We start from the raw sequence: 13010 nt of genomic DNA, 5'->3' as shown, positions 1-13010 counted from the left end.
ATTCCGCCGCGTCTTCGAGGGCGCGCAGGTCCTTCGTGCCCAAGGACGCCATCTCTCCGAGCGCCTTCTGCGTGGCGGCCGTCGAGGCGACGAGCGCCGCGGGCGCGGCCATCAGGGCGAGACCGGCGCCCATCAGCATCGTGCCCTTCTGGATGCGGTCGAGGTTGCGCGTCATGCGTTCGCTCGACGCCGCGACCTTCGCGTCCAGCGATTCCATCGACGACTCGATGCGGGCGGCGTTGCGGGAGAACATGTCCCGCATCGTCACCACGATGCCCATGCCGAGGTCGTTGATCATTTCCGGTTCCGTTCCAGTTCGGACTTCTCAAAGGCGAGCTGCCGCTCGAGCGCCTCGACGAACTCGCGGCGCACCCCGAGCGGCAGCGACACAATCTCCCGGTAACCCCAATGCAGCCCGCCGTAGGCGAGGAAGAACGCGTCCGCTACAACCGAACGTTCGGGAACAAGAAAGGGGGTTCGGCCTCCAGCCGCGTGACGATGCGCGCGCCGCAGGCCGTGCAGACCGTGTGGACGGTCGTATCGATGCCGCCATCCACGCGCTGCATTTCCGCCCGGAGCGCGTTCAGGTCGAATGCGGGCAGTTCCGCCAGCGAGTTCCTGTTCGGGGCCTTGCCGTCAATCTCCTTCACGCGCATGAGCATCGCGGAATGGAGGTTCGGGTCCTTGAGGGACGCGAGCCGCTTCTCCATGTGGCCGTCCATCAGCGTGAAAATGACGGGCTTCTTCGTGCGCGGCAGTTCGAAGATGAATTCCCGCTCCGTTCCGTAGGGCGTCGCTTCGAGGTCGTCGAGCGCAATGTGAACGTCGGTGACTTCGCCGCAGTCCTTGGCGGGACACACGAGCGAAAGGTCCACCTCATCGCCGAAGGAAATCTGGCGGAGCTTCACGAGGAGGAACAAGCGGTCGCCGGACAGCAGATCCAGCACATCTTTGGCGGCGAGTTCCGTCCTGTCTCCGAGCCGGACCAGGCAGTTGCGGAGCACCTGATTGACGCCTTCGCCATCCTTCATGAGACGGCGGTTGGTGAGCAGCGACTCCTCGGCGCCGGTCATCTCGCGCAGTTCGGCTTCGAGCCCGCTGGGCAGTGTGAAGGTATACATGAATCCGGTTCCTTTCCTGAAGAGCGAGAGCGCGGGAAAGGTTCCCTTCGAGAGGAACCTTCCCCGCGGCGGTTCCTACGTCCAATACTGGTAGCAGATGGTGATCTTCTCGATGGTGTTTTCGCTGTTGCCGCCCTCGAGTTCGTCGTATTCGAGGGTCTTGATCCACGCGCCGTGGAGCGTCCATCGCCGCGTCTCGTTGCCGGTGCGGTCGTACCGGACGATGTCCACGTCGCGCATGTAGTCGTTGGGCAGGCTGCCGGTCCCGGCGTTCACGTCCACCTGCTTCTGAATCCACTCGCGCGCGGCCTGGTCCGAGCCGTCCTGCAGGACGCCCTTCTCCAGCGTGATGTCCTCGAACTTCACGCGGCCCGCGACCTTCTGGTCGAAGATCGAGCCGCCCGGCGCGAAGGCCACCTCCTCGAATTCCGTCTTGGGCTCCTGGCCCTTCTTGAACAGCGCCACGTCGAACCCGTTCACCTCGACGGCGAATTGCCAGTTCTGGTACAGGCTCTTGGGCATGTTGCCGGCTGCGTTCATCGGCGCTTCTCCTTACGCGTTGAAGATTTCCTTGAAGTCGCTGCCCGTGTCCGTCATCACGAAGTTGAGTTCCACGAATTCGGCGGTCTTCGTGGGCTTCACGAACACACGGGCAACGATTTCGTTTCGGTCCTGCACGGCGGGCGGATTGGTCTCCGCATCGCATTGGACGCGGTAGTCATAGACGCCGCCGTTGCTCTTGACGTCCTGCAGGAACGGGTTGATGAGCCGGAGCAACGCCCGCCACGTGCGGGGATGGTTCGGCTCGAAGGTCACGAAACGGGAAGAGTCCCCGACGGCGCGCTCCATATAGATCATGAGGCGCCGGACATTGACTCGGTCCGCTGCGGACGGCTGTTGGAGCAGCGTTTTCTGCCCCCAGACGTTCACGCCGGAGTCCGGAAACACCGCAATGACATTGATTCCTTCGGGATAGAGCACGTCGCGGTCCGCGCGCTGGGTGAGGTAGGCCACACCCTGGACGTTGAAGACACGGCCCCGGTCGATACCCGCGGGCGCCGACCATACGTAGGCTTTCTGGTCGTTCCGGGCGTAGCAGCCCGCAACCGCGCCCGACGGCGGCACGAGCTTCTCATGGCCGCTGACCGGATCTTCGATACGCAGCCACGGCCAGTACAACGCGCCGTAGGACGAGTTGAACGCCTCGTGGGCATATCCGCCCTGGCCGCGCCTGAAATCCAGCGTTTCCTGCGGCGTCAGGCCCATCGGTGTGTCCAGAATGCAGAACACGTCTTTGCGCAATTCCGCATACGTGAGGGCTGCGTTCAGGACCGCGCCCGTGGTGACGCCGGGGATGCAAAGCAGGTTCAGGTCGAACACGTCTTCGAAGGCACTGAAACCCGTGTGCTGCGAATGGTCGCCGATGTAGTCCTCGTCGGCAATGCCGGTGAGACCGTCGTCGCCGCCCGACAGCGTGAACTGACCCACAGCGGGCCGGTGTTGCGCCGTGACGGTCCCCGTGGTCTTGTCTTCGACGGCGATGTATTCCGAGTCGCCGTTCACGACAAGCTCAACGTAGTTCGCCGCCGTCGGCGACATGGACAGGTCCTTGAAGACCTCGACGATCTCGTTCTTGTGCCGGACGATCAGGTTGAACTCCGTGTCCGGGGAACGCGAACCGTTCTCCAATTGGACAGCAATGCGGTCGCCCCAGACGCCTTCGTCCACTGCCCTGACCGTCAACGCGTCCTGCGGCTCTAACCCGCCCGCCAAGTGCGTTACGGCAACTACAGCCACGACGCCTGTATCCGTCCCGGCGACCGTAACCAGCGCGGCGGCTTCGGCTTTCGCCGTGACAGCGAAAACGACCTGAGCGACCGTCGACGTGGCTACGCCGTCGCCATCGGTTGCGAGGTTGACCGTGACGGCCGGCCCCGCTACATCGACGGACAAGGGCGTGTCGTTGCCGGATGCGACGAGGGCGACGGTGATACCGTTGCCCACCACGCCTGCAGCCACGGCCTGCCAGAGGATCCGGTTCGTGCCGGACGTGCCGGTTGCGAGCGTCGCCTTGACGGCGTTTCTGTTCTTGAGCGTGACGGCGCTGCACAACGCGGCGAGCGTGGTCTTGTCCAGCGGGTCGGTGTAGTGGGCGATGCGGTTTACCCAGAGTTGCGCGCCGCCGTTGTCGAAGAAGGCGCGCGCGGCATAGGCCAGAAGGCTCGATTGGGTGTATCCGCCGAAGCGCCGGACGAACTGTTCCCAACTGGTCACGAGCGTCGGCTTGTTGATGGGCCCACGCTCAGTGACGCCGCTCATGCCGCACGCGGAGGTGGACAGTTGCTTGACGTAGTAGCTGAAATCCGTTTCGCGGATGTTCACACCGGGGGAAAGATAGGTGGGCATGGGTCAGCTCCTTTTCCTGCGCGCGATCCGCGCGTTGTCCTGCGGCAGCGGGATTTGCCCAACGCCGAAGCCAAGCCGGTCACGGACAGTCGTTTCCGTTTCCGGGTCGGCTAGGACGCCGGGGGAGGGCAGCGGTTCGTTGGCGGCGTTCTCGTCTACGGGAGTCAGGTTCACGACGCCGCGCCGGGCGGACGCTTCCATCTCCGGCGACACCTCGTCGTCGGGAAGGCGTAGCCTTTCACGCGGTCCCAGGTGCAGTCCGCGCCCGCTCCGCGTGTGCAGCGTGAGCGGCTGGAACAGCAGGTTCTTCACTTCAATCATGGGCGATTTCTCCTTTATGTCTGTGGGCCGAAAGCGGCGTCTTCGGTGATGCCGCCACGGAACTCGAATATCCGGGTGTGAATGAGCCTTCCTTCGCGGACGGTGTCGTCGTACACCGGGCAATCCTCGACGCGGCACCGCCCGGAAACCTGGCGCAGGTTGGACAAGTTCACGCGCCGCCAACCGCCCAGCGGCACGAGCAACGTGAGGTTGAGCGCGCCCCGCTCGCCGACAGGCAACGTGGGATGCGTCTGGAAGAACCGCGTGGTCGTCTCCTGTATGTCCAGGACGGACGGCGCGTCTCCCGCTGTGGCGACGAGGCCGAAATCCAGGTGATACAGCCGGGGATGGGCCGTTTCCGTGAAGGTCATGGCGTCCCGGTCATCGAGAAGGAGAGGGGCTGGACAGCGGCGGGCGGCGTCTTCGATTGGCGTGGGGCCTTGCAGGACAAGACTCGGAACCCTGGGCACCTCGAACACATCGTCCGGGGGGACGAGAACGGCATTGGGGGCAATCTCCGCCTTGACCAGGCGGATGAAGGTCTCGACCACTTCGCGCAGCAGCGTCATACATTCGTCTCCGGTAAACCTCGTTCGGAGGTTACTTACCGGAAAGGGCGATATACCTGCATTTCCAAAGACAAGGGGGCAGAATTTGACTTTCGCGGATCAAGGGGAAGTACAATGATTTCATTCATCGAGAAGTAGTACCGTTGTGCTGCGGATTTCGGAGCATCGTGGGTGACGCTTGCGGCTGATAGCCACAGTGCGCTTCGCGATGCTTACACCGAATGCAAGCGCGAAATTTGAATAAGGCAGGTGCAGCAAGCGTCAAGACCGCAATCATCGGGATCGCTGTTATCGCGCGCAACACGCCGACTTGGCTCATAACGCGCGGCGGGATCTCGCGGGGGCGAGCGGTTCCTCGCGGGGAGAAGTGAAGCGTCGCTGCCGGGAACGGGATGCACGTAGCGCGCACCGATTTCTCAGCACGCGCGGAACTTCCTCGCAACGCGGAATGATTTCGCGGCGCGCGGAATGATGCGCGGGCGCGCGGAACGGCTCCGGGGAGCGCCGATTTGAATTTCTGCTGCGCGGAATGAATTCGCGCAGCGAAGATCGAAAAAGCTGCGCAGAAAACTCATTCCGCGCTGTGAAAAATGGTTCCGCGCAGCGCGGAATCGAGTTGCAGGACGCGGAATTGCGTTTTAAGTCATTGATTTGTAATGATTTATGTGTTTTTCGCCTGAAATGGCGGAAATAGAGCGGATGGAGGGAGAAAAGGACCATGCCGAACTTTCCAAAGCGGGAGGCGGACGCGGTCGCATTGGCGGACGCCATGATTGCCGGATATCAACAGAACCCGGCGGTATTCCCACACGCCGACATGCCAACGTTGCAGTCGTTGCGCACAGCGTACCAGACGAAAAAGAACGAGCAACTGGACGCCGAAGCCAAGGCGCAGTTGGCAACGGAAGCCAAGGATATTGCGCTGGACGCGCTCGAAGGTATCATGAAGGTCCAGCTTCGCCAGTCCGAGGTGGATACCGCCGATGACGCGGAAAAACTCGAACTCATCGGTTGGGGACCAAAAGCGCCCGCGCAACCCAGCAACCCGCCCGGGCAACCGCGCAATCTCGATCCTGTCATCCAGGGACCGGGCACGCTCTTCCTCGATTGGAAAGCGCCCGCGCCGGGACCGGGCGGCCGCGTGCGAACGTATCTGATCGAACGCCGCGAGCAGGTTTCTGGCGGTGCGTTCAACGAATGGCATCAAGTCGGCGTCGCGCTTGACAGCGAGTTGACGTTGACCGACCAACCGCGCAACGTCCAGTTGGAATACCGAATCATCGCCGTGAACAACGGCGGCAACAGCGTACCAAGCAACACGGCGGAAGTCGTCCTTTGAAGAACTCAACGCAGAGTTGCAGAGAACGCGGAGAAACGCGGAGAATATGAAATGACTTTTGGGCAATACAGAATGAAATCTCTCCGCGAATCTCTGCGGCCTCTGCGCCTCTGCGTTGGAAAGCCCCGATGACATGGCCGTGTTTCCGAAACAGGAAATGGACATTCTTGCGCTCGCGAATGCGATGATCGCCGGATACCAAGCGAATCCCGGCGACTTCCCGCATGCCGATCTGCCCGCGCTGCAAACCGCCACCGACGATTTGCGACAGGGCCTTCTCGTATCGATCTGTTTCCGGGCGATGGCCAAAATGAAAACCGAAGAGAAAGACGCCGCATTTGAAGCGCTGGTCGCCAACATGACGACGCAGTTGCACCAATCGGAAGTGGACACGGCGAACGATCCGGGCAAACTGGAATTGATCGGCTGGGGGAAGAAGACACCGGCGCAACCCAGCAACCCGCCGAATCAGCCACGCGCGGTTGAAGCGATCATGCAAGGCCCCGGCACGGTCTATCTCGATTGGAAGACGCCCATCATCGGCGGCAAGGGCGGGCCGGTCCGCGCATATGTGATCTATCGGCGCGAACAACCGCAAGGCGGCGGCGCATTCGGCGGTTGGGAACAAGCGGGCATGGCGCTGGAAACGCATGCCCTGCTTTCGAATCAATCGCAAAGGCGCGAAATCGAATATCGCATCATCGGTGTCAACAGCGCCGGAATCAGTGTTCCCAGCAACACCGCCGCCGTGGTGTTGTGAAGAGTTGTTCGCATCCAAGGGAGGGCAGTACGCTGCAAGAAAGGACAGAAGATTGTTGGAGGGTTTATTGCAGTGGATAAGAAAAGGCTGTCTGAATTGTCGGAGATGTACGCGGGATGGTCCACTGAGGATTTGATCAAGGCTGCATTCGTGGATCCGCACACATTTGAACCTGAGGCTCTTCTCCTTATCCGTAGGGAACTGAGCCGTCGCGGTATCGAAGAGGACAACAAGACTCAAGGCGTCGTAAGGAACGTCGTGGATTCCCTGGTCGAGGAGAAAAACTCATTATGGAAATCTAGAACCAGTTATAGGGTTTCGAAGCTGAGTCAAAGAGTGTCTTTCCCTGGGGTTTCTGTGGCGCTGTTACTTCTCCTTGTTGCATTCACTCAATTGGATAGACATATCGGTGCGGCTGCCGGAATCCAAACAGAACGCTCTCCGTACCTACCCGCGACTGTGGCTATGTTCGCATCGAGTTTATGTTTGTTCATACGATCGCTCCGAAGACCTCTTGGAGTACGTCAGGCTCTGGAAAGCTGCTTCGGAGGCGGCCTGTTGGGTTCGGGTACCGTGCACGGCTTGGTGCTGCTGGCATTAACGCTTCAAGGCTTCTCTCTGCGAAATCCGTTGGCCACAGGGGAAGCGGTAGTCGCAGCCGTCATCACGGGATTGGGAATATACTTCATTTGGAGAGGCTTTCGACGACCAATTGAGAAGAGGAGGCGCGCATCGTGACAGTTACGAACTCCTCCGACAATGGCTTTCCGATCAAGGCGGTCGCGATGAAGGAGGATGTGTCGACTGCAATGGATGACGAGATACGCGAGGAAATCAATATCGTTCTACATTCGCTAGCGCGGCGCGAGAAGAGTTGGCACAGGGTAGCACTAATCTTCGGAACTGTGGTATTTCTGGTCATGCTGGTTTTCGTGCACCGCTGGTGGGTACAAGATTCCCATTCGCACGATTGGCCTTTAGCAATCATCGCCATCCTCTTCGTAGCTTTCTTGCCGGCAATGGGTTTCGGTGCAATGGTTTTCTGGGTTGGTTGCATCCCTGCAACTATCGGGGCGTGCTCATCATACGTCGCCCGTTTTGAGTCAACTGAGGAACGGATGATTGCAGATCAAGTCTTGCTCAGCATCGCAGGACGTGATAGGGGAATCCAGTCGCTCGGCCTGTTTCGCCGTAGACTCGGGGTTATAACCAGAGTATTCAAATGTGGCGCTTGTGGTGCCCATGTAACGCCTGAGCATATGGGCCAGATCATCTCATGTGGGCATTGTGACGCACGTTTGTTCGTTCCGGTGCGCCCGCATTGCCCGTGGTGCAGCGGCGAAAACACTTGCATCGTGAGTCCGCAGGAACAGGTGGCGCCAATTAGAGATCATCAAGCTACCGCAGCCGGCAGCCTGATTTATGGTCCGGTGGGTATCGTAGCCGGTCTTGTCCTTGACGCGATCTACCGGCCATTCAAGCTCGTATTTCGCGGCGCGCATGTTGCACTAAAGGGGCATGTATTCCAGTGCGGCGACTGTTTCACGAAGTGGGCTATCAAATTGCATGCGCCGGACTCAGTAGCGCCTCTTCCCGAGGAACAGCAAGACATCAAGGTCGAGGCAACATTGCTTCGCCTGACAAAGCTCTATATCGAAATGGGCCGCGTTGACAAGGCGCGTTCCTTGCTCAAGAAAGGCTTGGCGCGGTTCCCTGATTCCAAAGATCTGCGCGCCTTGGATATGACGGTCAAAGAGGATGAGACTGTCTGATGCTTGTCAGGGATCGAAGAGGGTTCTTTGCGGATCAGGCCCATGGGCGTGCGTGCCGGTTTGCGCGCAGGCCAGATTCACTCAGACATTGAGCAATTAGAGGAGGCGGAATGAGAACGAAGGGCATGGCACATGTGCTTGGAATTTTCGCAGGACTGCTCGTTTGGCTCGCAGTTGGCTCGGTAGGGATTCTTATAGAGGTTTTCGGAAATGTATCCGGCGGTCGGGACATCGCTGGATGGATTGGTATGTTCGCGGGCGCTGGAGTTTGGAATCTTGTCGTTGCGAAACTCGGAAAACGTTGGAGCATCAGATAACAATAGGGATCTTCTTGCGATACGGCATCGGGAATGGATGTGCGGATTTTTGACCTGCTACTTGCGAAGGAGACGGGAAATGAAGACGTGGGAAACGGGCAGAGCATCAGCAGCAATTGTGGTGCTGATCTTGTTGGAAGTTGTGGGCGCATGGCCGGCAGAAGCTGCGGGGCCTGATGCAACATTGGGCGCGGCGAGGGCCGCCATAAGAGCTGCGAACTACGAACCAGGTCTGACGCTCCTGAATGAGTTCCTCTCGAAGAATTCGGGAGAGGCCATGGGATGGTGCCTGAAAGGTGAGATTCAGACTAGAATGAACGACGTGGCGGGCGCGCAGAAATCATTCGAGCGGGCTATGGAGATAGACGCGAATTCCATCTGTGCTTTGGTTGGAAAAGCGAACGCTATTGCCCTTTCGGGAGACAAGAATGGCTCCTTGGCTCTCTTACAGAGAGCTATCTCTATGGAGCCGAAGACTCCATATGAGTACTTAGCGCGCGGAGCCGCACAGAGAGGTTTGGATCGGTATCAAGAGGCCATTGCGGATTATGACGCGGCGATTAAGAAGGATGCCGCATTTGCAGAGGCTCATCTCAATAAGGGCATGGTCTATTGGCATAACGGTAGCTATGGCGAAGCGCTTCCATGCTTTTCCGAAGCAATACACATTGATCCGAATTACGTCGAGGCACTGACGAACCGAGGTGCTGCATATCGAAAGACGGGCGATATCGAGTTGGCCATTAGTGATTACTCCAAGGCGATTTCGATTAACCCCAATGACGCGATGACCTTTTACAACCGAGGGGTCGCATATCAGAAACAGCAGGCGAATGAGAAAGCCATTGAAGATTTCTCTGCAGCGGTTCGCCTGAAGCCTCAGTACCCTGAAGCGTATTTGAATCGCGGCGTCGCGTACCTGATGACAGGGAAGAATGCTGAGGCGAAAAAGGACTTTGACACCGTCATCAGTCAAGATCCTTCTGGGGAAGCTGGTCGAAAGGCTCGTATGGGTCTTCAACAACTGGGCAACCTCTGAAGACATATCGGCGTCCCTGAATGCATCCACAAATCGGGCATATCCAGCATTAGGGCCGGGGCATTAATCGGATGGCTTTGCGGTAATTGTCCGCGACCTGATCGCGGTACTTCTCCATCGTTGGATGCAGGAAGGGACGCGGCGGAAGGACGATGGTGGTCCCGTTCGGCATGGGGATGGTCGCGCCGTACTCCATGATGGCGCCTATATTCACCATATCCTCGTCGTCCTTGTTGACTGTCCCACGCAGCAATCCCACGAAGGCGTGGTCGGTTAGAATCCGTTGCGTGATGGAAATGAGCAGGAAACCTGTGTCGATGAGGGCCTTGCTGGAACCCTTGCGTTCGATGGTGCTTTCCGCCAGCGGCGTGAACGGCACGCCGCCCGGTGCCTGCGCGACGATGCCCCGTTTGATCTCCCGGACGAGCAGCAGGGCATTCTGGATAGTGGCCTGCCGGATGGCCTTCGCAAGGCGTACGCCGGGGTTGTTCTCCAGCCGCACCTTGACCTTGTCCCAATCTCCGAACCGTTCAACCGGCATGGTGTTTCACCAGCTTGATCACCTTGTGCGTGATCGTTCCGAACAACCGTTCTTCCCTCACCGTCTGCACGCGATAGACATCCGTGCTGACCTGCAGCCGATCTTCCTGGCGGACGTCTGCCTCCGGCAGCACGCAGGCCGTGGCGTCGATCTTCTGGGCGAGGTATTCCGCGGGCGTTGGGATGAACTCCAGGGGAAACGGCTCGCCTACGGGCGCACACGGTGCGTCGTCCGTTCCATACAACTGTTCGCCCGTAGTGGCGCGAAGCAGCACCGCCGTCTGCGCGGACGCGAGTATCAGTTCGCGCACATCGGCGCCCGCCTTGGCTTGCTCGTTCGGACTCAGTAGGGCCATAGGTGAGGGTCCTCCAGGGGCTCGAGGTCGAGACCCTGTTCGTAGAGGACGGGCCGGAACTCCGGCGTGATGATGTATCCGTCATCGTCATGGACGCCGGGCGTCATCTGCGCCGCCCGCAGCCGGTACTGGAGTGTCAACGACCCTTCGAGGTCCGCCCATTGCTTGGGCTGGCCCGTCTTGTTGACGCTCTTGTCCCCGCTGGAAAACGAGAATGCATTCGCCGTTGCCGCCCGCATGACCTGGCATGCGTTTATCTGCCCCAGGAGCAGGAGTAGTTCCCGCGCTTCGCCCTCGGGTTCCGGCGCAATCTCTCCGCCGGTAACGGAAAGCGTAATACGCAGGTCCCGCGCGAGACGAAACGCTCCCTTCAAGAGACACCGCGCCAGGATCTCGTCGGCGAAGAGGGTCTTCTCCGGGTCGGCGAGGTCCTGGCGCAGTGTGGATACCAGGTCGGCCAGCGGCATGGGGTCACCCCGTATTGGAACCGAGTTCCTGCAGGCGCGTATTGATGGCCGCGACCACGCTACGGCGTTTCTCCGTCGCGAGCCACGACTTCAACCGCTCCACGTCCGTCTCCGCCTGCACGCGTGCCACGGCATCCGGCGCCTGCAGCGAAGCCACTCCTTCCGAGGAGACCGTGTCCGGCTGCGTCGGGACGACAGGCGTCGCGGACACCTGCGCCTGCGAATCGTCGTGCACCACCACCAGGTGTCCCGATGTTACAGCCCGCTGCATTTCCCGGCTGAGCGAAGCGACTCCGGCCACTTCGCCCGGCTTGAGTTCGAGTCCGGCATCCGTGATGAGCAGCATGCCGGCGCGTACGTTCTTCACTTGGACCATGTACTGTGCCCTCCCTTACCCGAGAATCCGGATCTTGACCAGGATTTCCGGGCGGGTGACGCCCTGGCCCAGTTCCATCCAAACAAGCCAGCCGGTCTTGAACTGCGTCTTGACCTCGATAGACTCCGTGGTCAGCGTCTCGCGGATGGGCCACTTGCCGACCTCGGCGTCGGGCACGAGGATGATCTCGTCCATCGCCGCCGCGGCGGTGAGCAGAATCCCGCCCGTGCCGTAATTCTTGATGAGGCCCTTGGCGCGCAACTCGGCCTTTGTCTCCGGGTCGAGGTTCCACGAGCGCATGTCGTTGAACCGGCGTCCACGCATGACGATGTACTTCACGGACATCTCCAGGTCTTCGATAATCGAGATGGCCTGGTTGAGCGCGGCCTCGGTCAGCGCCGTGCCAGTGACCTCGACGACGTTCGCGGCGGGCACTGCCGCGGACAAGACGGTCAGGGTGCGGCTATCGATCTTCTTGCGGATTTCGTTCGCCGCGCTGGTCTGGATGTCCATGAGCGTGCCGATGTTGCCGTGTTTGAGGACGGAAACATCGACCATGGGGTTGGAATGGATGCGGCTCGTCGGGAATTCCACCTCGTCCTTCGTGACCTCGCCCGCCCGCGCGTCGCCGTCGGTGCTGATCCAGTGCGCCGTGACCTCCTTCCGCTTCTGGTAAATGGGCCGCTCGCCCTTGGGCAACGTGTGCTTGGTCAGCAGGAGCGAGGAGATTTCCTTGCGGTCGATCTCCTGTTCGATGGGTGCGGCAATGGCGGCCGCCAGCGCGCGCATGCCGTCGGGAGACTCCATCGCCTGACTCATCAGGCGCGCCATGGTCTCCATGTACTCCTGGCTGTGGATGTTGATGTTGTTGGTCTTCATGGGTCGGTGTTCTCCTTCCTTACACGAGCAGGCGGAACTTGAGCGTGCCGCCGGACACGGAGATCGCCTGCGCGACCACCACATCGCCCTCGCCGACGCCCGCCGTGAGTTTGCCGTTTGCGGACGCCTTCAGGAGGTCGCCCGCCTGGATGGTCCCCTCGAACACATCGGTTTCGTAGACGCCGCCCATGCAATAGATGCCGGGCATCTCGCCGCTCTTGTATCCCTTGATAAGGATGCCGAAAGACGGCGTGGCGGGGTCGGTGTTCACCGTGAACAGGTCGTTGCCCGCGATCTTGACCAGTTGGCCGAGTTCGCCGTCGCCCTGCAGGTAGCCGTCGCCATAGGCGAGGCCCCGGTGCGCTGCATTGATGAAAGCCATGGTGCTGACTCCTTCCTATGAGTTAGGCCGACTGGGCCAGGGTTCCGGTTTCCGAGGCGACCCGCGTGCGGTACGCGGCCATCATGCCGTCGCGCAGCTGTTCCTCGAGCGAGGTCTTCTTGTCGTCGACGTCCAGGGGACGGACGCCGGCGTCGGTGCGCAGGGGCGGGGTGTCCTTCGTACAGGTCCGCCCAGCCTGAGCGGATTCCTGCGCCGGCGCGCCCTCGCCCGCCTTCGCTGCGCCGCCGTCCCTGCCCGCATCGGCGGACGGTTTTGCGCCCGCCATGCGTTCGTAGGCGGTCTCCGTCGCCGCGAACGCCTCGTCGGAGAGACTGGCCAGGCGGAACAATTCCTGTTCGCGGTCCT

At 60.4% G+C, this 13010-nt stretch carries 17 protein-coding genes; 4 read left to right on the top strand and 13 right to left on the bottom strand.

The features are described 5' to 3' along the window. From KA184_20200 to KA184_20175, 6 genes are all read right to left on the bottom strand, one after another. Window positions 1–298: hypothetical protein (locus tag KA184_20200; protein MBP8131907.1), on the bottom strand; the 298-nt coding region annotated here is incomplete at its 3' end. Between the two features lie 145 nt (window positions 299–443). After that, a complete protein-coding gene (locus KA184_20195) occupies window positions 444–1121 on the bottom strand; it encodes a hypothetical protein (protein MBP8131906.1) in 678 nt (225 codons plus the stop codon). 75 nt (window positions 1122–1196) lie between these two features. After that, window positions 1197–1661, bottom strand: a complete 465-nt coding sequence (locus tag KA184_20190) for a phage tail protein (GenBank protein MBP8131905.1) — start codon at window positions 1659–1661, stop codon at window positions 1197–1199. A gap of 12 nt (window positions 1662–1673) precedes the next feature. Further along, window positions 1674–3155, bottom strand: a complete 1482-nt coding sequence (locus KA184_20185; protein ID MBP8131904.1) for a phage tail sheath subtilisin-like domain-containing protein — start codon at window positions 3153–3155, stop codon at window positions 1674–1676. A 375-nt stretch (window positions 3156–3530) separates the two neighbouring features. Next, window positions 3531–3848, bottom strand: a complete 318-nt coding sequence (locus KA184_20180; protein MBP8131903.1) for a hypothetical protein — start codon at window positions 3846–3848, stop codon at window positions 3531–3533. A 14-nt stretch (window positions 3849–3862) separates the two neighbouring features. Further along, complete coding sequence (locus KA184_20175) at window positions 3863–4417, bottom strand: hypothetical protein (protein ID MBP8131902.1); 555 nt, start codon at window positions 4415–4417, stop codon at window positions 3863–3865. Between the two features lie 718 nt (window positions 4418–5135). On the opposite strand from KA184_20175, the gene KA184_20170 reads away from it, so the two are divergent. The 4 genes from KA184_20170 to KA184_20155 all read left to right on the top strand — a co-directional run bounded on the left by KA184_20170 (window position 5136) and on the right by KA184_20155 (window position 9644). Next, window positions 5136–5756: a fibronectin type III domain-containing protein gene (locus tag KA184_20170; GenBank protein MBP8131901.1), complete on the top strand. Its 621-nt coding sequence runs from the start codon at window positions 5136–5138 to the stop codon at window positions 5754–5756. A 133-nt stretch (window positions 5757–5889) separates the two neighbouring features. Then, the gene (locus KA184_20165) at window positions 5890–6516 is read left to right on the top strand and encodes a fibronectin type III domain-containing protein (GenBank protein ID MBP8131900.1); all 627 of its coding nucleotides are present in this window, start codon (window positions 5890–5892) and stop codon (window positions 6514–6516) included. Window positions 6517–7250: 734 nt separating this feature from the next. Then, a complete protein-coding gene (locus KA184_20160) occupies window positions 7251–8288 on the top strand; it encodes a tetratricopeptide repeat protein (protein MBP8131899.1) in 1038 nt (345 codons plus the stop codon). A 396-nt stretch (window positions 8289–8684) separates the two neighbouring features. Then, complete coding sequence (locus KA184_20155; GenBank protein ID MBP8131898.1) at window positions 8685–9644, top strand: tetratricopeptide repeat protein; 960 nt, start codon at window positions 8685–8687, stop codon at window positions 9642–9644. A 49-nt stretch (window positions 9645–9693) separates the two neighbouring features. On the opposite strand, the gene KA184_20150 is transcribed toward KA184_20155, so the two are convergent. The 7 genes from KA184_20150 to KA184_20120 all read right to left on the bottom strand — a co-directional run. Next, window positions 9694–10185, bottom strand: coding sequence for a hypothetical protein (locus tag KA184_20150; GenBank protein MBP8131897.1), 492 nt, complete (start codon window positions 10183–10185; stop codon window positions 9694–9696). Continuing rightward, window positions 10175–10540 (bottom strand): hypothetical protein, encoded by a 366-nt coding sequence (locus KA184_20145; GenBank protein MBP8131896.1) that lies wholly within the window; start codon window positions 10538–10540, stop codon window positions 10175–10177. The genes KA184_20150 and KA184_20145 overlap by 11 nt, the downstream gene beginning before the upstream one ends. Then, complete coding sequence (locus KA184_20140; GenBank protein ID MBP8131895.1) at window positions 10528–11007, bottom strand: hypothetical protein; 480 nt, start codon at window positions 11005–11007, stop codon at window positions 10528–10530. The genes KA184_20145 and KA184_20140 overlap by 13 nt, the downstream gene beginning before the upstream one ends. A 4-nt stretch (window positions 11008–11011) precedes the next feature. Beyond that, entirely contained in the window at window positions 11012–11383 is a 372-nt protein-coding gene (locus tag KA184_20135; GenBank protein MBP8131894.1) for a hypothetical protein, read from the bottom strand. A gap of 15 nt (window positions 11384–11398) precedes the next feature. Then, entirely contained in the window at window positions 11399–12262 is an 864-nt protein-coding gene (locus KA184_20130) for a hypothetical protein (GenBank protein MBP8131893.1), read from the bottom strand. Window positions 12263–12281: 19 nt separating this feature from the next. Continuing rightward, the gene (locus KA184_20125) at window positions 12282–12644 is read right to left on the bottom strand and encodes a hypothetical protein (protein MBP8131892.1); all 363 of its coding nucleotides are present in this window, start codon (window positions 12642–12644) and stop codon (window positions 12282–12284) included. 22 nt (window positions 12645–12666) lie between these two features. Further along, window positions 12667–13010, bottom strand: a 344-nt coding sequence (locus KA184_20120) for a hypothetical protein (protein ID MBP8131891.1), incomplete at its 5' end; no start/stop codon positions are given.

This window comes from Candidatus Hydrogenedentota bacterium (assembly GCA_018005585.1).
Taxonomy (GTDB): Bacteria; Hydrogenedentota; Hydrogenedentia; order Hydrogenedentales; family JAGMZX01; genus JAGMZX01.
Note: the sequence above shows the minus strand (reverse complement) of the source record. Positions and strands in the feature narration are given on the sequence as shown.